20 protein-coding genes and 1 pseudogene are annotated in these 23,513 nt (G+C 45.4%); 16 read left to right on the forward strand and 5 right to left on the reverse strand.

Annotation, left to right across the window (positions count from 1 at the left end):
* The first annotated feature begins 78 nt into the window (after window positions 1–78).
* From AC1DLM_RS05705 to AC1DLM_RS05740, 8 genes and pseudogenes are all read left to right on the forward strand, one after another.
* Window positions 79–1,067 (forward strand): annotated as a pseudogene (locus AC1DLM_RS05705) (ABC transporter substrate-binding protein).
* A gap of 10 nt (window positions 1,068–1,077) precedes the next feature.
* Window positions 1,078–2,085, forward strand: coding sequence for a FecCD family ABC transporter permease (locus AC1DLM_RS05710; RefSeq protein ID WP_477569386.1), 1,008 nt, complete (start codon window positions 1,078–1,080; stop codon window positions 2,083–2,085).
* Window positions 2,078–3,106, forward strand: a complete 1,029-nt coding sequence (locus AC1DLM_RS05715) for a FecCD family ABC transporter permease (RefSeq protein ID WP_477569468.1) — start codon at window positions 2,078–2,080, stop codon at window positions 3,104–3,106. Before AC1DLM_RS05710 ends, AC1DLM_RS05715 begins: the two co-directional genes overlap by 8 nt.
* A gap of 584 nt (window positions 3,107–3,690) precedes the next feature.
* Window positions 3,691–4,251: a helix-turn-helix domain-containing protein gene (locus tag AC1DLM_RS05720; protein ID WP_057308466.1), complete on the forward strand. Its 561-nt coding sequence runs from the start codon at window positions 3,691–3,693 to the stop codon at window positions 4,249–4,251.
* A 216-nt stretch (window positions 4,252–4,467) separates the two neighbouring features.
* Entirely contained in the window at window positions 4,468–5,700 is a 1,233-nt protein-coding gene (locus AC1DLM_RS05725; protein WP_477569387.1) for a CynX/NimT family MFS transporter, read from the forward strand.
* Complete coding sequence (locus tag AC1DLM_RS05730) at window positions 5,697–5,852, forward strand: universal stress protein (RefSeq protein WP_477569388.1); 156 nt, start codon at window positions 5,697–5,699, stop codon at window positions 5,850–5,852. The genes AC1DLM_RS05725 and AC1DLM_RS05730 overlap by 4 nt, the downstream gene beginning before the upstream one ends.
* Before the next feature lie 602 nt (window positions 5,853–6,454).
* Window positions 6,455–7,327, forward strand: a complete 873-nt coding sequence (locus AC1DLM_RS05735; protein ID WP_477569389.1) for an alpha/beta hydrolase — start codon at window positions 6,455–6,457, stop codon at window positions 7,325–7,327.
* Between the two features lie 91 nt (window positions 7,328–7,418).
* Complete coding sequence (locus AC1DLM_RS05740; protein WP_477569390.1) at window positions 7,419–7,682, forward strand: hypothetical protein; 264 nt, start codon at window positions 7,419–7,421, stop codon at window positions 7,680–7,682.
* Window positions 7,683–7,982: 300 nt separating this feature from the next.
* Here the strand turns inward: AC1DLM_RS05740 and AC1DLM_RS05745 are convergent, their stop codons facing one another.
* Window positions 7,983–8,855: an AraC family transcriptional regulator gene (locus AC1DLM_RS05745; protein ID WP_477569391.1), complete on the reverse strand. Its 873-nt coding sequence runs from the start codon at window positions 8,853–8,855 to the stop codon at window positions 7,983–7,985.
* Between the two features lie 171 nt (window positions 8,856–9,026).
* On the opposite strand from AC1DLM_RS05745, the gene AC1DLM_RS05750 reads away from it, so the two are divergent.
* Both AC1DLM_RS05750 and AC1DLM_RS05755 read left to right on the forward strand, forming a co-directional pair.
* Window positions 9,027–9,464 (forward strand): GNAT family N-acetyltransferase, encoded by a 438-nt coding sequence (locus AC1DLM_RS05750; protein ID WP_441989335.1) that lies wholly within the window; start codon window positions 9,027–9,029, stop codon window positions 9,462–9,464.
* Window positions 9,465–9,497: 33 nt separating this feature from the next.
* On the forward strand, window positions 9,498–9,989 hold the full coding sequence (locus AC1DLM_RS05755; protein ID WP_477569392.1) for a GNAT family N-acetyltransferase: 492 nt from the start codon (window positions 9,498–9,500) through the stop codon (window positions 9,987–9,989).
* A 171-nt stretch (window positions 9,990–10,160) separates the two neighbouring features.
* Here the strand turns inward: AC1DLM_RS05755 and AC1DLM_RS05760 are convergent, their stop codons facing one another.
* From AC1DLM_RS05760 to AC1DLM_RS05775, 4 genes are read right to left on the reverse strand one after another with little or no spacing between them, the layout of a single operon-like run.
* Window positions 10,161–11,261: a GerAB/ArcD/ProY family transporter gene (locus AC1DLM_RS05760; protein ID WP_477569393.1), complete on the reverse strand. Its 1,101-nt coding sequence runs from the start codon at window positions 11,259–11,261 to the stop codon at window positions 10,161–10,163.
* Window positions 11,262–11,283: 22 nt separating this feature from the next.
* Window positions 11,284–11,517 (reverse strand): hypothetical protein, encoded by a 234-nt coding sequence (locus AC1DLM_RS05765; RefSeq protein ID WP_477569394.1) that lies wholly within the window; start codon window positions 11,515–11,517, stop codon window positions 11,284–11,286.
* Between the two features lie 5 nt (window positions 11,518–11,522).
* The gene (locus AC1DLM_RS05770; protein ID WP_477569395.1) at window positions 11,523–12,710 is read right to left on the reverse strand and encodes a Ger(x)C family spore germination protein; all 1,188 of its coding nucleotides are present in this window, start codon (window positions 12,708–12,710) and stop codon (window positions 11,523–11,525) included.
* A gap of 38 nt (window positions 12,711–12,748) precedes the next feature.
* Window positions 12,749–14,335, reverse strand: coding sequence for a spore germination protein (locus tag AC1DLM_RS05775; protein WP_441989339.1), 1,587 nt, complete (start codon window positions 14,333–14,335; stop codon window positions 12,749–12,751).
* Window positions 14,336–14,461: 126 nt separating this feature from the next.
* On the opposite strand from AC1DLM_RS05775, the gene AC1DLM_RS05780 reads away from it, so the two are divergent.
* The 6 genes from AC1DLM_RS05780 to AC1DLM_RS05805 all read left to right on the forward strand — a co-directional run bounded on the left by AC1DLM_RS05780 (window position 14,462) and on the right by AC1DLM_RS05805 (window position 23,211).
* Window positions 14,462–15,907 carry a DEAD/DEAH box helicase gene (locus AC1DLM_RS05780; RefSeq protein WP_441989340.1) on the forward strand — a complete coding sequence of 482 codons (1,446 nt, stop codon included), beginning with the start codon at window positions 14,462–14,464 and terminating at the stop codon, window positions 15,905–15,907.
* Between the two features lie 484 nt (window positions 15,908–16,391).
* Window positions 16,392–17,336, forward strand: a complete 945-nt coding sequence (locus AC1DLM_RS05785; RefSeq protein WP_477569396.1) for a carbohydrate ABC transporter permease — start codon at window positions 16,392–16,394, stop codon at window positions 17,334–17,336.
* A gap of 20 nt (window positions 17,337–17,356) precedes the next feature.
* Window positions 17,357–18,184, forward strand: a complete 828-nt coding sequence (locus tag AC1DLM_RS05790; RefSeq protein ID WP_441989342.1) for a carbohydrate ABC transporter permease — start codon at window positions 17,357–17,359, stop codon at window positions 18,182–18,184.
* A gap of 147 nt (window positions 18,185–18,331) precedes the next feature.
* Window positions 18,332–19,687 (forward strand): ABC transporter substrate-binding protein, encoded by a 1,356-nt coding sequence (locus tag AC1DLM_RS05795; protein ID WP_477569397.1) that lies wholly within the window; start codon window positions 18,332–18,334, stop codon window positions 19,685–19,687.
* 108 nt (window positions 19,688–19,795) lie between these two features.
* Window positions 19,796–21,586 carry a cache domain-containing sensor histidine kinase gene (locus AC1DLM_RS05800; RefSeq protein WP_441989344.1) on the forward strand — a complete coding sequence of 597 codons (1,791 nt, stop codon included), beginning with the start codon at window positions 19,796–19,798 and terminating at the stop codon, window positions 21,584–21,586.
* 2 nt (window positions 21,587–21,588) lie between these two features.
* The gene (locus tag AC1DLM_RS05805) at window positions 21,589–23,211 is read left to right on the forward strand and encodes a response regulator transcription factor (RefSeq protein WP_441989345.1); all 1,623 of its coding nucleotides are present in this window, start codon (window positions 21,589–21,591) and stop codon (window positions 23,209–23,211) included.
* Window positions 23,212–23,513: the final 302 nt, after the last annotated feature.

Consider the following 23,513-nt stretch of genomic DNA (forward strand, 5'->3'; position numbering starts at 1 on the left):
TTCGACATGGGCAACTTATTTTATAATTAAATGAGAATGATTATCATTTGTAACGGATAGAGAGGGGATTTAAGAAAAATGAAAAAGTTAGCAACAATCGGTATTACGACATTGGTTCTGTTAGGATTGACGGCATGTGGCGGGGGGAAAACGGAAACGGCTCCTGCAGCAGCAGGTACAATAACTCCAGCTGCTTCGGTGGCACCAACAGCTGCTCCTGCAGCAACACCTTCAGGGCCAAGAGTCATCAAATACGTGGGTAAAGAGTACACGGTCCCTGGAAAAGTGGATAAACTCGTTATTACGGGCGCACTGGAGTCTTTGGAAGATGCTTTGCTTCTAGATGTGAAGCCAGTTGGTGCACTAACGGTCGGTGGGAAATTCCCAGCTGTATTCGCGCCAATTACGGATAAAGCAGAGGGCGTAGGCGAGAAAGCACAGCCGAACCTTGAAACGATTTTGAAGCTGAAGCCGGATGTTATTCTCATGAGCACCAAATTTCCTGCGGAGACGATTGAGAAAATGACCAAAGTGGGACCGACGATTCCGGTATCTCACATTGCAACAGATTGGGAAAATAACTTGAATTTGCTTGGCGAATTGACAGGCAAACAAGATAAAGCGAAGCAAGTGCTTGATAAGTACAAGGCGGATTCAGCAGCTTTGAAAGCGAAGATCGGTCCTATTTTCAAAGATAAGAAGGTATTGGCAATTCGCGTACGTGCAGGCAGCTTATTCATCTTCCCTGAGGATGTATTCTTTAATCCATCTATCTACGCTGAGCTTGGTGCAACAGTACCGGCGGAAGTGAAAGCAGCGAAAGCGCAACAAAACATTTCATTCGAGAAGCTTGCTGAGATGAACCATTCTCTGAGGAAGAGAACAAAGATACACCGAAAGTGTTCGAAGACTTGAAAAACAACCCTATCTTCAAAAACATTAATGCMGTTAAAAATGGCCAATTATATACCAATCTCGTAGATCCATTACTACAAGGCGGTACAGCTTACAGTAAAATTAAATTCTTAGAAGCGATTAATGGCTCTAAATTAGTTCAAGCAAAGTGAGAGTAGAGCTATGAAATGGAGAGTATCCGCACCAACCCTCATCTTATTGGCAGCACCTTTCGCGATATTTTTTACGATCGTGCTGTCCATCTCATATGGGGCCAAAAGCATGGATTTCAGCCGTATTATTGAAGCTTTCGTCCATTTTGATGCGAACGATGTCGATCATCAAATTATTATGCACGCTAGACTGCCAAGAGTAATTGGAGCGCTGCTTGTCGGCGCATTCCTCGCGGTGTCGGGCGCTCTCATGCAGGGGATGACCAGGAATTATCTGGCATCCCCTTCAATCATGGGGATATCCGATGGCTCAGCATTCGCAGTAACCTTGTGTATGGTCATTGCACCCTATTCCTCGATGATGGCTATGATTATGGCGTCTTTTGCTGGCTCGGCGCTAAGCATCGTTATTGTATTTGGGCTAGCTTCGCTATTACCAGGGGGATTGTCACCTGTGCGTTTAGCGATACTAGGGACATTAATTGGGACGTTTCTGAGTAGTGTGTCTGCGGCAATTGCGATGTATTTTCAAGTCTCCCAAAATATTAGCTTCTGGTATAACGCACGCCTGCATCAACTGGATCCACAGTTAATTATGCTGGCGGTTCCTTTTGCCGTTGTAGGTTTGGGGCTTGCCATATGGATGTCCAAGTCGGTGACGATCTTCTCATTAGGGGACGAAATCGCCGTATCGCTTGGGCAGAAGACGATGCAGGTCAGATTGTTAACGACATTAAGCGTCGTATTACTGACGGGTATTTCTGTGGCTATTGCAGGTAAAATTGGATTTGTTGGCCTGCTTGTCCCACATATCACAAGGTTTCTAACGGGAATCGATTACAAATGGATTATTCCATGTTCGGCTGTGATCGGTGCCGTTTTCTTGGGGATGTGTGATGTGTTGAGCCGTTTCCTCAATTATCCATTCGAGATGCCGATTGGCGTCGTTACCGCGATCCTCGGTGTTCCATTCTTCCTCTATCTCATTCGCACGCGAGGAGGGGAGTCTCATCGATAAAAGAAATGATCGGTACTATGCTTGGCAGATTATTATTGGTATTGGACTTCTGTTACTAACGGCGTATATGTCCCTGACTAATGGGGCTTTCGATATTACGTTGAAAGATGTATTTAAAACCCTGCTACGGATTGATGCGCAGCATGATTATGATCTAGTGATATTAGAGTTCCGACTACCTCGTATCGTCATCGCGTTGTTGGTTGGGATGGGGTTAGGGATGGCGGGAACAGTTGTGCAGAGCTTGACTAGGAACAACTTGGCCGATCCGGGCATCCTKGGTATCAATGCGGGAGCGGGGATGGCGATGGTCATCTTCCTGTTTTTCTTTCAAGGGAAGGTGAAAGGAACGGGCTGGGCGGCGATTCTGGCCATGCCTATTGTCGGCTTGGTCGGTGGGCTGGGCGCAGCGCTTCTGATCTATGTCTTCTCCCAAAAGGAGGGGAGGCTAGATTCGCAACGGCTTCTACTTACGGGGATCGCGATTGCATCGGGCTTGTCTGCAGTGACCGTGTTTATTACGCTCAAAATGAATGCCAAAGATTTCGAGATGGCTGCCGTCTGGGTATCCGGCAGCATCTATAATGCGAACTGGAAGTATATTATCTCCATCCTGCCGTGGTTGATCGTATTGACGCCAGTTCTTATCTGGCGATCTCTTGTGCTGGATGTGTTCCAGCTGAGCGAAGAGAGCGTTCGCGGGCTGGGAGCCGCTGTAGACAAAGAGAAGGCGATCCTTCTGCTGAGCAGTATCGGTATTGTAAGTGCCTGCGTATCCGTCTCCGGCGGCATCGGATTTATTGGCCTCATGGCGCCGCATATCGCTCGCCGACTCGTCGGCATAACGCATCGCCGGCTGCTGCCCGTCAGCGCGATTGTCGGCGCGCTCTTGGTGATGATCTCCGATTTCATCGCCAAAATGGCGTTCGCGCCAGTGGAGATGCCCGTCGGCGTCGTCATCGCCATTATTGGCGTGCCGTACTTCGTTTGGCTGCTCTATCGGAATAAGCATCGCCGATAGAGAGTGGTGGAGCCGCCCCTGGGAGGGGGCGGTTTTTGTGTTGTTTGCGGGTGTGCTGGCCGAGCTAGGTAGAGCAGAACGAGGCTAGACGGTGCTGGGCAAACCTATACGCATGCCAATTGCCTCTCGTACCCACATCTGAGCGGATTAGATGGATTTCCTACAGTTAAATTGGCGGAAAATCGCGCTTTCGAGCAATTAGATGGATTTCCTGTAGCTAATTTGGGCCGGAATTGCGGATATCGGTCAGATCAGCGGAAATAGATGTAGGAAATCCAGTTAAACATAAAAATCGAGGGATTTCACAGAATTTAGCTGGAGTTTTTACAGGTAATCCGCCGTAGGGAGGGGGAGTGACGCCAAACAAGCTAGTTGAAGCCTCCCCTCACCCCTACCACCACATCGTTCGACGCACCACATGTGTTAGAAGAAAATAAAGTATTAGACTGAAGAAGTTTCATTAAGCTAAACGGGCAGATTATTTTTTCATAGGAGTGTAGTCCACCATCAAATACTACTCGTATGGAAAAGTATCTAGATAAATAATATACTAGCTATAACTGTTTTTTGTTGAGGTGAATCTAATGGATGAAATCAATGAATCAAAAGAAATTGTATTACAAATCGGTGTTGCCTTGAAAAAGTACAGAAAAGAAAAAAACATGAGCTTAGACGACTTATCGGAACTAACGGGCGTAAGCAAACTTACTCTGGGGAATATCGAACGTGGCGAGACAAATCCAACCTTGGCTATTATATGGAAAATTTCAAAAGGTATATCTTTACCGCTATTGGCTTTATTCAAATCAGAAGACTCTGCTAGTTTGTATCGAGCAGGTGAAGGACTGCGGTTTTCTAATGATCAAAAAAATTGGATCATTGAACCAATTTTTAAAAGTAACGATATTGAAATGTGTCGGGCTTACTTACAACCAAATAGCTCGTATCAGCCTGAAGGTCATCATGTCAATACAACTGAAATTGCGACAGTCATGACTGGTTCCATTGAAATTCAAGTCAATGGAGAGATTTACACATTGAATCAATATGATACTATCAGTTTTCGTGCAGATTGTCCTCATTCTTATACCAATCATACGGATAGCGAAACAGTGCTCCATATATCCTTAAAGTACGATTTCTAAAGTCGAAAATTCCACTTATTAAATACAACTCTGAATTCCATGACGGGAATTTCAGAGTTGTATTTTTGTTTATAGATGAATCAAAGTATATTATAAAGTACTTATTGATAAATAAAGTATATTATAATATACTTTATTTATTCGCGCGGATGTATCGTTTTTTTCAAAAAGCAGGAAGCAAATAATACGTAAGAATTCAGGAAGGAGAAATTAAGAATGCCGAACAAACAAAATAATAAAGCCGTACCATCCTCTATAGGGCTGATCATTCTCGGCATTATTGTTATTGCAGCTAATTTACGTACTCCCTTAACATCAGTCAGTCCTTTAGTGAGTCTGATAAGGGATGACGTTCATATTTCAAATACATTAGCAGGCCTGATCACAACGGTACCCTTGCTTGCATTTGCTTTGTTATCGCCTCTAGTACCAAAATTAGGCCAAAGGTATGGGGTTGAACGTATCATAATGATCGCCTTGCTCTTTCTGACTGTAGGTATTGTAATACGTTCTTTATCTGGCGCAGCTAATCTGTTTATTGGAACAGCAATTCTTGGATTCGCAATTGCCGTATGTAATGTATTATTGCCAAGTATAATCAAGAGGGATTTCCCAAATAAAATTGGCTCCATGACAGGTGTTTACTCCATTTCAATGAGTTTATGTGGAGCAATCGCATCGGGAATCAGTGTGCCTCTAGCCGTAAACGCAGGTCTGAAATGGCAGGGAGCATTGGGAATATGGGGGATTCTAAGCTTTGTATCAATCCTCTGTTGGTTACCCCAATTAAGAAACCAAACGAAGCAAACAACCACGACGAGTCAAAAAATGGCCAGCAACGATGTGAATGTTTGGCAATCCCTCATTGCCTGGGAAGTAACCTTGTTTATGGGTATACAGTCCATGGTTTTCTATGTTTTGATCGCATGGTTGCCTGAAATTTTAAAGCAGCAAGGAATTGATCCAAACCAATCAGGATGGTACCTCTCGATCATGCAGTTAGCTATGCTTCCATTTGCCTTTATTGTCCCCGTTATTGCTGGGCGCATGTCCAGCCAACGGTTGTTAGTGGTCATTACAACCATTTTGCTTTTGACGGGAACGATTGGACTTCTTTACGGAAGCTCCAATATGATTCTGTTGTGGATCATCATGCTCGGAATAGGTGGAGGCTTCGCCTTTAGTTTGTCCATGATGTTTTTCGGGTTACGTACTGAAAATGCGCATCAAGCAGCGAAACTGTCTGGCATGGCGCAATCGATCGGATATCTTTTTGCCGCAGTCGGTCCTGCTCTTATAGGATATCTGCATGATGCGACAAATAGTTGGAACCTGCCACTTTTCATTCTGCTTGGCGCTGCGATCTTGCTCTTTTTAGTCGGTATAGGAGCAGCAAGAAACCGTTTTGTAGGTAGCCGAAATAGTTACGAGCTGCCACGGGAAGGATGATACATGAGATATTAAAATATGCAGGGGATACCGAGCAGCAACTCATTATTATTGGGAGCCGTGGGCTAATTGGCATAATAGAAATGATGCTTGGAAGTGTCAGCCACAAGGTTTCACAGCTATCAAGTTACCCAGTCCTCATTATGCATTAACTCTTTCGGGGATCGCAGAGATGATGCATTGTTATACTAAAGGGTAGGTTATTTGAATGACTACAGCGGCAGTCTAAGACTTTATTTTTCAAGTCTTGGTCCGCCGCTGCTTCTTTTAAGGGATCAATCTACAACTTATTTATCCCACCATCACATCGTTCGATGCACCACATGCACGACCACGCCAAACAAGCTACTTGAAGACCCTCGCACCCATCAGCCAAAGCATTTCCACGCACCACATGCATACCGACACCAAACAAACCACTTGTACACCCTCCCCCTCGTCGCTATTGACTCTGACTGGATTAACTGGATTTCCTACAGGTAATGTGGCGGGAAACCGCACTTTTGAGCAAATAGATGGATTTCCTGTAGATAATTTGGAGCGAAGTTGTAGATTTCACTGCTCCCCGATGATCTGAACATTCTCCATTCCATTATGTGGATATCGTTCATGGTCGATGTGTTTACCTTACCCTATAATCAATAATGAGAATCATTATCAAACGTTATTCCCATAGACAATCCATCGATCCGTAAACACACTAGATCCAGCCTGATCGTTGAACCTGAAACGAGAGGAAAAGAAAGTAAACCCAATGACCCGTTTACCCCATTCATCCATCGAGACCACTACGCCTTCGAGGGAAGTTGTCCGTCAGTCTTTTACATTACCAAACACAGAGCAGTATCTTCTTCACAGCGCAACAAGAGAGCAGCCCTATCAAATTTACGTATTTAAGCCTTCGCAGGAGGCGCCGCCTGAAGGATTCCCAGTCATCTATTTGCTGGATGCCAATGCGCTTTTTGCCACGATGGTTGAAACGATGCGTGTACAATCACGCGTTCCCGAGAAGACGGGTGTCTACCCGGCAGTCGTTGTGGGTATTGGCTATCCGACAGGCGAGCCGTTCGATTCCTCACGGTTTTATGATTTTACGATGCCAACGCCGAAAGAAGTGCTTGATGCTCTACCTGTACGCAACAAAGAAGCTGCAAGACCTCAAGTCGGTGGGGCGGATGCTTTTCGGGCTTTCATCGAGGAGGAGCTTAAGCCACGCATCGAGCGTGATAATTCGATTAATACGAAGCAGCAAGCGGTCTTTGGGCATTCGCTAGGTGGACTTTTCGTGCTGCATACCTTATTCACGCAGCCGCACACGTTTCAAACCTATATTGCAGGCAGTCCATCGGTCCATTGGAACAAAGCGATGCTGCGCGAGCAGGAGGACCAGTATACTTCCGGTCTCCAGCAGAGGCAAATTCAACATAAGCTGCTTATCACCATCGGTGAGCTCGAGAAGAATCACCCGAGCAATATGAGCGAGAATGCCAAAGAGCTGTATGGGCGCTTAGCTCTCTTGCCGAGTGAGAAGTTAGATGCTCATTTCTATGAGTTTGAAGGCGAAGGACATGTTTCGGTGCTTCCGGCACTGGTAAGTCGTGCTGTTCGCTTCCTGCGAAGGGGGTAAGTGAGCCGATGCTCCAACTGCGCTTGTTCGTAGATCGCCTGTATCTACGACAGGCATGATCGCATTGTGTACCGCAGCGGGGCTGCTCGGCATGCTCTATATTTCCCCGCTGATGTATCAGGATGTGTTCAAAGCCCGCGTTGCATACCGGACTGACGACATTTCCCGAGGCGCTTGGCCTCATGGCTGTGTCTCAGCTCATGCCGTGGACGGCGAGGAAGCTCGGACCTCGCCGGATCATTCAAATCGCGCTGCTTGGCGCGGCTGGGTTTCTTGCGGTAGCGTGGGGATTCTCCCTCATGCTACGGGAGCGGGACACCGCGGGCGTGCAGTACAAGAAGCCCGCGGTGCCTAGCGCTCCGAAGGAGAAGGCCACTGTCATCGTCTAGCTGACGGCTTTCTCGATGTCAGCCTCCGGCGGCTGACTCATCAACCTCTGCCAATAGCAATGAAAAACATCACTACAGTAGCAGGATGCACTGAAAAGCTGCTCCCACATGCCAATAGTGATGTAATCTAACCCCAAAAGCTCCTAATTCCTGTAATTATGCAGGAATCCAGGAGCTTTTCTATATGCTACTGCAGAGATCCTCCAAGTCACTTTGGTCGGTAACGGGGGGAGCGGCCCCCCCTCACGATCTAGCAATTGCTTTCACTACTTCCTCTTCACCGGTATCCATATCTCACTTCTAAACGTAGGCGAAGTTGTATCCTTATCTGCGTTCCACAGCATTTCCGGTCCAGCAACTTGTTCATAGCCTGAGGAAGGGAACCATTCGGAGTAGATGCGTCCCCATACATTTTGCAGCGTTTCGGGGAACGGTCCGATGGCTTCGAATACCGCCCACGTCGAGGCAGATACGTCGAGTTGTGTGAAATTATCGGGACACGGATTCGTTGTAGCAACGCCAATATAGTGGTCAAGCTCTCCCTTTTCCTCCATGCGGCCTTCGGAGAAGTTGGTAGAGGCACTTACTAGACCAATGGGCTCGACATTGGAGAGTTGTTTAAGGGTGTTAATTAAGTCCATAGTTAAGCTTTGCCACATCGCGGCAATTTCAGGATTAACGCCGTTAAAGATAATGGGCACTCGTTTGTGAATACCAACAATATGAAACGCTTCTTTTTCCTCAATACGATAATTCATTTCACTTCCCCCTTGAATGGTGATTTGGAAGGTCATAGGCGGATAGGCTTTCAAAGACTGTCCATTATTCCTAGCCTCAGACGGTGTAACACCATGCAAATTCTGAAAAGACCTTGTGAACGAATCAGGCGAGTTATACCCATATTTGATGGCAATATCAATGACTTTGACCTGACTGTCTCTCAGCTCAAAAGCGGCAAGGCTTAGCCGCCTGCGGCGAATGTACTCGGATAACGGGATGCCCGCGAGGAAGGAAAACATACGCTTGAAATGATATTCGGAGCATAAGGCTATCCGAGCTACTTCATTCGTGTCAATCGTGTCCGTCAGGTTGTCTTCGATAAACTTGAGCGCGCTGTTCATGTTTTTAAGCAAATCCATCGTTCTGACCTCCTCTAACCATAGAATAGCAGGAATTGCAGATGGTTATCCGACATTTCGTGCACAAGTTTGTAGGACTTTTCGAAGGGATGAAAAGGGAATTCAGCAATGGCAATGGAATGTAGTATTATAGATGGAAATCAATGAACCGAGTTCAGTAGAGGAGCAGATATGATGGAGATTACGTGGAACCAATTTGTCATCAGCGGTAATAAAGAACGGCTAGATCTAGATGTTATCCAAGGTTTCCTCTCACGAAGCTATTGGGCGAATAAACGACCGGAAGAAAGGACGCTTCGCGCGATCGAGAACTCTGCATGCTATGGCGTATATGAAGGGCGCAAACAAGTTGGCTTCGCGAGAGTCGTAACGGACAATGCGACGATGTTTTATCTATGCGATGTATTTATTGATGAAGACTACAGGGGCATGGGGATCGGTAAGAAACTAGTAGAAAGCTTGATAACCTGTGATGATTATAAAGACCTCGTTGGCTTGCTGGGTACGAAGGATGCGCATGAGCTGTACAAGCAGTATGATTTTGAGCACGATACAGAGCGATATATGCGAAGGATGCCTGATTATGTAAGGAACATGGCTCGTAACTAGGCTTGATAAATCTATATAAGGAGTCGAGGAACGATGACCTTACCCATCAGAGAAGCTACAATCGACGAATCCGAACTCATTTACCAGGTCATGATCGCATCATTCAAAGAATACAACGGTAAGCTCAATCCACCTTCAGGTGCACTTAAGGAAACGGTGGATCACACGATTCATACATTTAACATCGGCGGTGGAGCAGCACTCGCATGCGAAGGAGCTAATGTGGTCGGGTCAGCGAGGTATAAGCCCGTCGACGATTATATGTATATTGGCAGAGTGTCTGTACTTCCTGAATTTCGGGGGAAGGGCATCTGCAAAGCACTGTTAACTTTCGTGGAAAACAAAGCACGAGATCAGGGGATTATGGAAACTCGGGTTGAGGTACGACTATCCATTCCAGACAATATTCGGATGTACGAAAGGTTACATTATGAAGTCATCGAGCATAAATTTTATCCAGAGCGGATAGATAGTTGGTATGTCATGCGCAAAAAGCTCGTGGATCGTATTTTCAGTTCGTCATGATAATACGCTGGCTGTGAACGTAAACCGGTTGCTAAGGAAGGAAGGTAAATCTTTGATGATGAGGATGACCGATCGATTCAATATTTAACGCTTCAATTATTTTGGCTAATCGCTGCTCCATTTCTGCGACAGGTGTTTATGTTGGATGAAGAAGCGATAACGATCCCCCATTCATTTATTCGACCTTCCAACAGGTCTAAAATAAGATACAATCAACAAACCTAAAGGCAGGAACAGCCCGATAGTTAGGGCAAATGGAGGCCAAATATTAGAAGCGAAATCTCGGAAATAGATGATGTTCGGGTAAACAAGGAAGGCGAGTGTAAACAGAATAAGCGCACTTGGCACGACGAACGGGCGATAGGTACGCAAGTTAAAGATTTGCTGCAGTCCAACCAGTGAGCTATAGAAGCAAATAACGAGCTTGAAATAGATGGTGACAAACCAAATGATCGCGACCAATACTTCGATGCGTTGGATGAATCCGCCGAGATGGATCTTTTTAGCTAATGTGTAACTAGGAAACGTATGGCGTGAAGTGAAGTCCCAACCAAGTACGACGATACATAAAATGGTTATGGTAAAAATGACCACACCACCCATAAAGCCTGCTTGAATAAATCCTTTGCCTTTTTTCAAATTGGTGTGAATAGTCGGGTAGACCATCAGAAAAACGACCATTTCCAGATAGGGAATAGAAAGTACCGACAAACTTCCGTGAATAATAGCTTTGGTACTTGCTTCAAATATAGGTGGTAAGCGTTCAATTTTAATCTGTGGAATCAGAAAGCCAATAAGCACACCAATAAACAACAGAACCCAAGGTAGGAAAATCTCCCCAGCACGGGCAATCACTTCTAAGCCCAACACTGCTCCGAGCATAATAATCAGCAGGAATACAAAGTGAATAACTTGAATGGGTGTCTCTGGCATGATAATGGTTGTAATAAAATCACCGACATTACGAAGAACTAATGAGGCTATGATAAGGAAAAATAGATAGAAGAGGATGCTTATGACTTTGCCTAACCATTTTCCTAGGATCAACTCGCTATAGGCCATTAAGGAGTGATTCGGATACCGATTACCCAGCGTTACATAGAGGCCTATCACACCTCCTCCTATAGTGATACCTAAGGCTGCAGACAACCACCCATCTTGACGGGCAAAAGCCGTAAGGACAGAAGGCACGATTAGGATCGTACTGCCCAAGCTGAATAGTAAAACTAATATTTTAAATTGGCGCAGGCTGATTTTCTCTTTTTCGAACATCGCTGACTCCTTTGACTTACAGTTACGTGAGTAAGGTTGTGATCATTTTCCCCATAGGTCCGAATACGTAAGCGATCACATCTAATGGATTGAGCAGGGGGATCTTTAAACTAACAGCTATGCTCAATAGGGCGGAAATGCAGAGAGATAGAATGAAGAACCAGATTTCTCTGTACTGATTCTTTGCTTTTAAAAGAGTGATCTGAACCTTCAGTGTCCAAAGTGAGACAAGAACAATAATAAAACTCCAAATCATACATATCACTCCATTTGATCAAGAAAAGATTCAACAACCGAGCCCGTATGGCGAATTTTGGCATGCACAGTTACTTGAACAGGTAGATCAACAAAAGCTTGATCCCAGTTCTCTTTCATCAGATTCCATTGTTTATAATTCGCACGATGAATAGCGGCTCCGAATCCGAATATATCTGACTTGTAGGACTTCGCTTTCGCCACGGAATCTAGGATCGTCTGCTTAATTTCTTCATTTAACTGTTCTTCGATGGCTTGTATCGTATAGGTGGAATTTAAGTTCAATTTACAGGCTACTTCTCCAATATTCGCTTCAACGCTAACATTGACGAAGCCCTGCGGTTGTTGGTCTACAAATCTTGCTTTGATTTTGGAACTTGTACTTATCAATTCTATGGACATTTTGCCACCATCTTGGCAAGGAAGAGCAACAACCGTACTTTGCAGGTTACTCAAGGCATAATTGTAACCTTTACTTTCTCTGTCCGTTAACCATCCGACAAACTGATCTTTATGGAAAACACCAAGGCTTTTATACTCCAATATTGCAGGAGGGAGAACAGAACTTAAGTTTTCGCGAGACTTTGCTTTTTTCGGGTCTCCTTTAATATGAATACTAGAAAGGACGGGATCTTTACCTGGATCCACTAAATCGTAAATAAGTTGATGCAAGTCAACATCTGCGGTGACTCCCCAATTTTTCTCGGAGGAGACGAGAGAAGAATAGAGCTTGTTGGCCGGAATCTTCTCAAGTGGTGTCAACACTTGTAAGATATCGTTGGCTGTAGCATTTCTAGCTAATAAAATATTGAAGTCCGAGCGCGCCTCTGGATCTCTTGATATGAGATCCAGCACCTTGGAGATTCCATCTTTAGCTAGTTCCTCTCCTAGGACAACTATACGTAAATGGGAAGAAAGGATTTTACGTGGTGAGCTCATTGTCAGCTTACGAAAGGATTCAAAAATCGTACCCCCGCTGCTCATCTGGAGTGTCACAACGGGCTGTCGCTGGCCGACTCCTTTCGTTGACGTGATTTCATCGGAGTTGAGTAATTGGACCGAAACATTATAATGATCCCCATGTTTATCAATGCCAATAGCTGTTGCTATGGAAATCTGATCAAGCTCCTTGCGGTTCCAACAACCCGTTACGATCAACAGCATGAGGATAATAAGCACAGCTCGTTTCAACATTTGTATAGATCACCTTCTCCAGATTTGGCTAATCACGCTTAAGATTCTGGTTTCTGTGGGGGATTATAGGTTTGTTTCTGTCTATTATTTGAACTAATAAAGCTAGGACGCTTCAACAAGGCCCAATGAGGGAGGCGAATGACATTATCCTTCTGATCCTCCACATTATAGGGAGCGAATGGAGCTAGGTAAGGGACGCCAAAAGAACGCAAACTGCATAAATGCAACACCAGAGCAATAATGCCAATGAGTATCCCATATAGACCAAGTGATGCTGCCAAAATCATTAGGATGAAACGGATCATCCGAATGGAAATTCCCATGTTAAAGGAAGGGATAATAAAGGTAGAGATGGCTGTAATCGCGACGATGATGACCATTGCTGGGCCTACTAATCCAGCTTCAACAGCAGCTTGTCCAATGACAAGCGCACCTACAATGGATACCGCTTGGCCGATTGTACGAGGCATTCTGATCCCGGCTTCCCGGAGGATCTCGAACGTAACTTCCATAAGAAGTGCTTCAATAAAAGCAGGGAACGGGATTCCCTCCCGATGTGCAGCAATATTAACGAGCAGTGTTGTCGGTATCATCTCTTGGTGAAAGGTCGTCACCGCAATATAGGCAGCAGGAGCGAGTAAGGCCATCATCAGCGATACATATCGGAGAATACGGATTAATGAGCTGATATCTGCCCTTTGGTAAGAATCTTCCGCTGCTTGCATAAAATGTGTAAATACGGCTGGTACAATGAGAACAAATGGTGTGCCGTCTACTAAGATTGCGATTCGTCCCTCTAGTAGTGCTGCTGCAACAACATCGGGTCGCTCTGTATTAAATATGGTAGGGAATGGCGTATAGGCTTCATCTTGAACGAGCTCTTCGATGTATCCACTCTCGAGAATCCCATCAATATCGATCCTCGCTAATCGGGTACGTACTTCCTCGACAATCGTGTCATCCACCAGTCCTTTGATATACATGGTGGCGACATCGGTCTGGGTGACACGGCCAATCTGCCTAGTTTCCATCCATAGATGAGGATCTTTGATTTTCCTTCGAACTAATGCGGTGTTCGTGCGCAAGGATTCGGAAAAACCTTCGCGAGGCCCTCTTACAACCGTCTGAGACGAGGGTTCGGTGACCCCGCGATCTTTCCAGTCTCGTGAGTTCGCGCAAATTCCTTCGTTATACCCATCCACTAATATGACCGTATCCCCAGATAAAATCATATGATAGAGCGTTTCAAAATCAGAAGTACCTGTGACTTCACCTGATTTCAATAAGTACTCTTTGATGAGAGATAACGGTGCTATGTCATCTAGCAAGGGGAGATGGATATCTCCGGATCGATAATCGATAAGAAGGGAGTCCAGAATTTCTTTGACATTCGCAAGTCCATCCATGTACACAATGGCAGCCTTGCAGGGAGGCACGGATGGTATCATCATTCTTCGAATCACAAGATCTGTGCTATGCCCCAGTCCTTCTCCGATCGTGAGCAGGATTTCTTCCAGGTTATCTGGCATAGTGTGAATTTGATTTGCTTCACGAATACTGGCTATAACCGGTTGGTACTTCTGTTTCAGTAATTTTTGCATGAAGGTAAAGATAGAGTTCTTCATTGAGCGAACCACCTGAGTTTGTTTTTGTTACTATTGCCGAATAATGGGTATTTCACTCATGTTTTTTCTTTTCCACCTCCAGATGTAGTAGAATAGAGCCACAGCAACAAGAAGGGGAGTCAAATCGTGACGACAAGAAGCTTTAACGATTATCAATTAAGTGAGGATATCACGCGTGCGCTAACCACACTCGGTTACACACAGCCGACGGATGTGCAGCATAAGGTGATTCCGATCGCGCTGCAGGAGCGGGACCTGACGGTCAAATCCCGCACGGGGAGCGGGAAAACCGCAGCATTCGGCATACCGATCTGCGAGCTGGTGGAGTGGGAAGAGAACAGGCCGCAGGCACTCATCCTGACGCCAACACGGGAGCTCGCCGATCAAGTGAAGCAAGATATGACGAACATCGGTCGCTTTAAGCGGATTAAGGCTGTGGCCCTGTATGGGAAGCAGCCATTTGCCAAGCAGAAGATCGAACTGCATCAGAAGTGTCACGTGGTCGTTGGTACACCGGGCCGAGTCCTCGATCATATTCAAAAAGGGACGCTGGACGTAGAACGCCTGCAATATCTAGTTATTGATGAGGCAGACGAAATGCTGCGGATGGGCTTCATCGAGCAGGTGGGGGCGATCATAGATGAGCTGCCGAAGGATCGGATGACGATGCTCTTCTCGGCAACCTTGCCGAAGGATGTAGAGCAGCTGTGCCATCAATACTTGCGGAACCCGATCGATATCGAGATTGAAACACCGGAAGCTGCGAAGGTTCAGATTGAACATTCTCTCATCACTGTGCGGGAGAACGAGAAATGGCCATTGCTTCAGAATGTGCTCGTGATAGAGAATCCGGAGAATTGCATTATTTTCTGCCGGACACAAGAGCATGTTGATAAGCTCTACACGCAGCTCGATCAGCTGGATTTCCCGTGCGATAAGATTCACGGTGGCATGGTTCAAGATGATCGTTTTCTTGTCATGAATGCCTTCAAGCGAGGGGAGTTCCGATTCCTCGTGGCCACGGATGTCGCGGCGCGTGGGATCGATGTGGAGGACATCACGCATGTCATCAACTATGATCTTCCGATGGAGAAGGAAAGCTACGTTCATCGGATCGGACGGACTGGACGAGCAGGGAAGACGGGCAAGGCGATTTCGTTCGTAACGCCGCATGAGGACAAGTTCCTTACGGATATCGAGGGCTATCTAGGCTTCGAAATTCCAAGGATGGATGCACCGGATTCCGAAGATGTTGCCGCTAAGCAAGCTGCCTTCGATCAGAAGATGCAGGCAACGCCTGTCATCAAGAGGGATCGCAGTGACCAGTTGAACAAGGGCATCATGAAGCTCTATTTTAACGGGGGCAAAAAGAAAAAGATTCGCGCCGTCGACTTTGTCGGCACCCTCGCCAAGATTGAAGGTGTCACCGCGGAGGATATCGGCATCATTACGATTCAGGATAATGTGTCGTACGTCGACATTTTGAATGGCAAAGGGCCGATGGTGCTCAAGATCATGAAGAATACAACCATCAAGGGGAAACTGCTGAAGGTGCATGAAGCGAATAAGTAAGGATGTAGCAGACCAGAGGGCCAAGTGGCGTTCTGGTTTTTTGTTTATCTAAGCGGTGCGACRGCAAATAACTGGATTTTATGCATCTAATTGGACGGGATTTTGGTGATTAAGACAATTAGATGGATTTTCTGCTGTTAATTTCAGTCATTTGAGCTCGATGAGCTACTTTCCTTGAAAATAGATGTAGAAAATCCATCTAATCGTTGAGAATCGTGGATTTCACCCAAATTAACTGGAGATTTTCCAGTTAGTTTGTTTGGGTTCGTGTCGATGAGTATTACGTCCAGCCGCGCGGGCCCGTCATTACGCTTGAAATAGTTTTATTGCGCGGCTGAGCATCCAAATCGGATGTTTGATTTTTTGTTTCATCATAGTAATCCATGTCTGAGGTTAAAATATTACTCGAAAGGGTCAAATCTGTGACTTATCCATGAATCGCACACAAGGTAGACTATAGAAAACACGACATGGGGTGAATTTCATGGCTAACCATATACAATCGCAAGCAGGCAGTATCCCAAGAACCAAAGTGAAATCTAAACAATCTAAACAGCAAATTCGAGAGAATTTGGCCGGATATCTTTTTGTTAGTCCCATGGTCATCGGCTTATTCGTATTCACGTTATTTCCAATCATTGCTTCCTTCTTATTGAGCTTTACCGATTGGAACTTTGTTGCCGGGTTTTCGAAGGTGAAATTTCTCGGATTGGACAACTTTACAAAGCTGATTCATGATAGTGTCTTTCTACTTTCATTGAAAAATAATATGATTCTGATGGTTGTTGTACCGTTAACCCTCATTGTTTCATTGGTTCTAGCGGTGCTGATTGATAAGCAAGTGTATTTCAAAGGTGTTTTCAAAGTTATCTACTTCATTCCTTATATTTCAAGTGTTGTTGCGGTTGCGATCGTATTCCAAGTTCTCTTTCATCCTACGTACGGACCCATTAATCAGACGTTGATGGACTGGGGCTTTGCGAATCCGCCGAAATGGCTGGCTGATCCTGATTACGCTTTGTACTGTGTGATGGGGCTGATGGTATGGATCAATATTGGGTACAACATGATTATTTTCATGGCGGGACTTCAATCTATTCCGAAGGATTTGTATGAAGCTGCTGATATTGACGGGGCATCGAAATGGAGGCAGTTCTACGGCATTACCGTGCCTTTATTGTCGCCCACTACGTTCTTCTTGCTCGTTTCGGGTATTATCGGTACGTTCAAAGTTTTCGATGTCATTTCCGTACTTACGAATGGCGGTCCTGCAAATTCAACAAGTGTTGTGGTATTTCGTTTATATGAAACAGCCTTCGTTAACCTACAATCTGGTTATGCCTCTGCGATKGCAATTGTGCTTGTGATTCTGGTTCTTTTGATTACGCTAATTCAATGGTTCGGCCAACGTAAATGGGTCAACTACTAAAATAGAATGGAGGTACACACATGGATAACAAAAAAAGTACCAAAAAGATAATTGTAACGATACTGATGGCTCTCTTCGGCATCCTGTTCATGACGCCATTCCTTTGGATGATCTCGGCATCCATGAAGCCAGAAGCCGACGTATTCATCTTCCCAATCCAGTGGATTCCGAAACATTTTAGCCTAATTGAAAATTATAAAACAGTTTGGACGACGAAATTTCCGTTGTACTACTGGAATTCGATTAAGGTTTCAGTCATTACGACAGCATTATCCGTACTATTTTCATCCATGGCAGCTTACGCTTTCTCCAAAATTAAGTTCCGTGGTTCGAATGTTCTCTTTGTTCTCGTTCTTGCTATTTATATGATTCCAAGTCAGGCGATTCTGGTGCCACAATTCCTTCTGCTTCGTTCGATGCACCTGTACGATACGCATCTAGGACTTATTCTTCTAGGGTCTTTCAGCGTACTGGGTACATTCATGCTCCGTCAGTTCTATCTAGGTATTCATGATGAGTACATGGAATCTGCAAGGATTGATGGTGCAGGTCATGCTCGCATTTTCTGGACCATCTGTACACCGCTTGTACGTCCTGCGATTGCAACATATGCCATTCTGCGCTTTATCTGGACGTGGAATGATTACCAGAATCCATTGATTTTCCTAAGAGACAAGTCGTTATTCACGCTTCCACTGGGCATTCATTCCTTTGCCGATTTGAATGGCGAGTTCTACTCCCTCATCATGGCCGCATCTGTTTCAGCGATCGTGCCTTTGTTGATTATTTTCATCATTGGACAGAAGCAAGTTATCGAAGGGATTTCCATGGGTGGGGTAAAAGGTTAAACACTGGTTACAAGCAAGATGTCAAAATAAGAGTGCATGAGGTTAAAATATTGCCTAGTGTGCTCACACCAAGTTTGTTACGATTCGTCATGTAAAGGTTTTCAGTCATTCGCAGCATTATACAAATATCTTCTTGGAGGGGTTTATATGAAAAAGAGTTTACTCGTTTTAAGTGGTGTTCTAGCGATCAGTACTGCACTTGCAGGTTGCGGAAGCAAAAGTGAAGATAACGCAGCATCAACGACAACGCCAGGCGGTACAGCAACATCATCAACGAAAGCGCCTGTAACCATTAAAGTACAAGCATGGTATACAGAAGCTCAAGGTAACTGGAACAAAACAGTTGAAGCCTACAATGCAACGCACCCGAACGTTAAAGTCGTTTATGAGAGTATGTCCGAGAAAGGTGATTCCCAAGAAGGGATGAAAAAACTCGATTTACTAGCAGCTTCCGGCGAACAAATGGACGTTGTGATGTACTCCAGTGCTTCTGATTTCGCACAACGTGTAGGTGCAGGGATTCTTGAACCGCTAGATGAGTATTTGAAAAAAGATAATATCGTTGTGAAAGACGAGTACAAACTTGATCCGGTTGTTAACGGTAAATACTATGCCTTGCCTGGTAAAATGATCGAGTGGTTCGTTCTTTTGAACAAAGATAAATTAGATGCGGMTAAGCTTCCTGTTCCGACTGAATGGACTTGGAATGACTATGCGGACTATGCGAAAAAATTAACATCAGGCGAAGGCGCTGCGAAACAATATGGTTCTTACTTCCATAGCTGGAAAGACTATGCGCTTCTTGGTTTGAACAACAACATGGATAACCCTTACTTGGTAAAATCCGATGGCACAGAAAACATTGATAACCCACAAGTTCGTTTCTCCTTGAACCTGCGTAACCAAATGGAGAACGTGGACAAATCGTCCGTACCTTACTTCGAAGTTGTTTCGCAAAAAATGGCTTACCGTGACGTATTCTACGCAGGTAAAACAGCTATGCTAGCAACAGGTAACTGGATGGTTGGTGAGCTAGCGCAAAACGCGAAGTTCAACACGGTATTCGCTCCGTATCCGAAATATGATGCAAAAGATACAAATGGTTTGACAGAAGTAGGCGCTGACTTCATGGGTGTAGCTGCAAACTCCAAGAACAAACAAGCGGCTTATGACTTCGTGAAATGGTACACAACAGAAGGTATCCAAACACAAGGTCTGTTCTTCTCCGGTTGGAAAAAAGCAGATATTAACAAAAACGTAGACGCGATCCTTGCAAGCGGCAAGCCAGATCAAGTTAAGTTTATTGACAAAACTTCCTTGCTGTCTACTTTAAAAGTGAACAAATCCACAAAATTGGTTGTTCCTCCAACGTATGCCTTGCAACAAGAGAAAGAATACTTAACGCAAGTTGAGTTGTTCTTGACAGGCAAACAAGATTTGGAAAAAACAATTTCTACAGCGAAAGCTAAAATTGAAGATATCAGAAAAAGTAATGCAAAGTAATCGATAACGATTAGGGCTAGCTTTACTGGTATAATGTGTATAGGAAGCAAGAGGAGGCCTTAGGGCCCCTCTTTTTCCCATTTCCAAAGGGAGAGGCAGGAAACGTTAGTGCTGCAATGGTTTCGTACATTATCTCTTCGCAATAAATTAATGCTAACGATCCTAGTTTGTCTAGTATTACCATCGATCGTGTCGATGAATGTTTCTAATTTTTTTACAAGAGATGCTGTGCGCACACAAGTGGCAGACAATTCACGAGAATCGATGCGAATTGTGAGTCAAATTGTTTCATCACAAATGAAGAACATGCTCTATATTATGAACTTCATGCAATTTGATCAAGATCTGCAGGAACCCATTCTGAATTTAAGTCATGTGGATGCCAGCACGTCCATTGGGGACATTTTTGTAAATAAGAATACGATTGATAAAAGGCTCTCAACGGTTATGAGTCCACTTGATAAAATGTATGTCACGTTGCTACTCCCGAATGGGCAGTATGTGGCTTCGTACACGACGATTAATTTCGATCCGAGAACGTTTATGCAGAAAAGTTGGTTTCCAGAAGTCGAACAGATATCTGGTTATAATGTGAAGTGGATTGGGGCAGAGCCAAATTACAGTAATGAGTCAAGCCAGCCCTACGTACTGGCTGCGGCGAAGAAGTTGAAGAAGAATGAATTGACGAAAGGCTATGTCATTGTGGGGCTAGAGATGACTCCGCTACAACAACTGTTCAACCAATATGAGAAAACGGAATCCATGGCGATTATTGACGGTCAGGGACGAATCATTGTAGATCAAGACAACTCGACGATAGGTCAGTCATTTCCCTACTACGACCAATTGCCCGATGAGAATGAGGCGGCTTTTGTGAAGGTGAATGGGGAAGATCACATCTTGCTTAGCAGTCAAATTACACCGGAGTGGAAACTCGTAAATATGACTCCGTATAAGAATGCTGCCCAACAAATCCAGTCATTTCGGAAGACCGATTTTGGTATACAGCTGTTTTTTCTAGTGTTGTTCGCTATGGTTCTGTTATATGTGGTAGGAACCCTTACGAAGCCGATCGCGAAGCTTGTCCAAACGGTAGTGCGAATTGAATCCGGACAGTTGAGTGAGCGATCTAACATTAGTGGCGGGGATGAAGTCGGTCGACTTGGGTACGTATTTGACCGTATGATTGATCGCATCGAGCAGACATTAGTTGAAAATCGGAGAGAGCAAGAGCTCAAACGTAAAGCAGAGCTGGCAATGCTGCAGGCGCAGATTAACCCGCATTTTCTGTTTAATGTTTTGAATTCGATCCGGTTGAAGATTATGATGAAAGGCGACGAGGAAAACGCGGAGTTGATTAGTTCATTGTCGGCTTTGTTGCGGATGACGATCAATCGGAACAATGCCTACATCACGCTTCATGAAGAGATTGGCATTAATGAGCATTATGTGCGACTCTTGAATTCGCGGCACGGCGACCGGGTTGTCCTGCGGGTATCCGCGGCTTCAGAAACGCTGCTGGTTCAAATACCGCGCTTCCTTTTACAACCGATTATCGAGAATGCTTATATTCATGGGCTTAAAAGTAAAGCTGGTGAAATCACAATCGCTTCCCGTATTGCTGAGGATGGCAGACTCCAGGTGTGGATTGAGGATTCTGGTATCGGCATGTCACCAGAGCGGTTAGCGGAGCTGCGCAATCAATTAGAGGTTGGCCCGATGGTGCATGTGGAAGAAGAGGCAAGCAGTCCAACGTTATCAGGTATTGGTTTACATAATGTTTTTGAACGGCTGCGAATCATCTATGGTCATCAATTTGATTATGAAATTGAAAGTAAGCTAGAGCAGGGAACTCAGATCATCTTGCGCTTTCCACAGCAACCCAAAAAGGAGGTGTGACCATGTATACGGTCATGATCGTCGATGACGATGTCCCAGTTCTTGAATTTTTGCAGGCTACGATTAAATGGGAAGAGCTAGGGTATCAATTAACGGGTGCTTTTGCCAATCCCCTAGAGGCATTGAAGGCAGGTCAGCAAGCAAAGACCGATGTGCTGTTGAGTGATATTGGGATGCCAGAAATGAACGGACTAGAGCTCATTAAAGCGCTGCGTCAGGATGATCCGAATGTGAAGGCTGTCATTCTCTCGTGCCATGATGAATTCCATTACGCGCAGGCGGCGGTTAAGCTGTCTGTGAGTGAATATATCCTGAAGGAAACGATGAATGCAACGAATATTACGGAAGTGCTAGTCAGGCTCAAAGAGCAGCTGGATGCCGAGGATCGGCAGCAGTCCAAGAGCCGCAAGCTGGAGAAAGAGGTGTCTCAGCAACGCGGCGCGTCGAAGCGCCAGTTCATCCGAAGTACTGTGAATGAGCCATTATTTGACGCTGTAGAGTGGAGCACCAAAGCGGAGGATTTTGGGATAAGGCTTACGAAGCATGCGGTTCTGCCTGTTTTCGGCTATGCCAATCGGGTGAAAGAGGCGAATAGTCGGTTTCAATCGACAGATTTATTCGAATATACGATTCAGAATATCGTGGAAGAGCTGCTCGTGGATCAAAAGGAAGTGACCCTGTTCACCTACGATACGGGTGAAATTGTATTGTTATTCCCACATTTCTCGGAGCTGCATGTGAACAACAGCCAGAAGATGGAGCAGACGCTGCGGCAGCTGCAGGCTTGCTTGCAGAAGTATGCGAAAATCTCCTTTTCGTTCATCACGGGAACCCCGGTGAAGGATGTTCGGGCGTTGAAGGATCAATTAATTCGCATGGTAGAGGCTAAGGCGATCCGATTCTACATGCCAGAGTCCTCGATCAGCAAGCTTGAGCATTTGCGGGAAGGATTCGGGGACGGCGGGGAACTGCTCGCTCAGTATGCGCAAGCGTTGGATGAGTTCCGCGGTGTGGTGTTCGATGAGCGTGCAGAAGGGATTGATGCCTTCGTCTCGAAGTGGGTCGATTACATCCAGTACAATCGGTTCCGTCCCCTAGAGGTGAAGGATTGGCTGCTCAAAATGATCCTCGATGTGCGGATGCGCCTCAAGTCGCTGCAGCACTATCAATCGACGTTTTCCTCGGAGTTGCTGCATCACGATGTGCACGAATTGTCCTCCATCCGCGAAATGGAGCTGTGGCTCAAGGATTATTTGCAGCAGGCCATCGAGTGGGCGGGACAAGTGTATCGCGAGTCGCATAATCGTGAAATTCTGGAATGCCAGCGGTTCGTGTACAACCATCTCGATACGAAAATATCACTAGAGGATGCCGCGGCGCATCTGCATCTGCACCCGAGCTACTTGAGCCGCTTGTTCAAGCGAGAGACTGGCGAGAACTTCATCGAGTACGTGACGCGGATGAAGATGGAGAAAGCGAAGGAGCTTCTGGAGATCACGGATAAAAGCGTAGAACAAATCTCGGATATGCTCGGCTACGAGAATAAAAACTACTTCGGCAAGCTGTTCAAGGCGCATACCGGCTTCGTGCCGAATGCGTATCGGGGGCAGACGAAAGGGAGCTAGCTAGTGATCCCCGCTGTGAAAGCACAAAAATCCTGCAAAAAACTTGCAGGATTTCTTTCTAAGTGTGGCTAAAATTGTGCGGAAGGGAAGAATCTCCGTCGGCCTTCGCGGGCTAGCGCACAAAAATTGTGCGGAAGGGAAGAATCTCCGTCGGCCGTCGCGCGCTAGCGCACAAAAATTGTGCGGAAGGGAAGAATCCCCGTAGGCCATCGCGGACTAGCGCACAAATATTGTGCGGAAGGGAAGTATCTCCGTCGGCCATGGCGGGCTAGCGCACAAATATTGTGCGGAAGGGAAGTATC

It is taken from the genome of Paenibacillus sp. 01T442 (assembly GCF_056398345.1).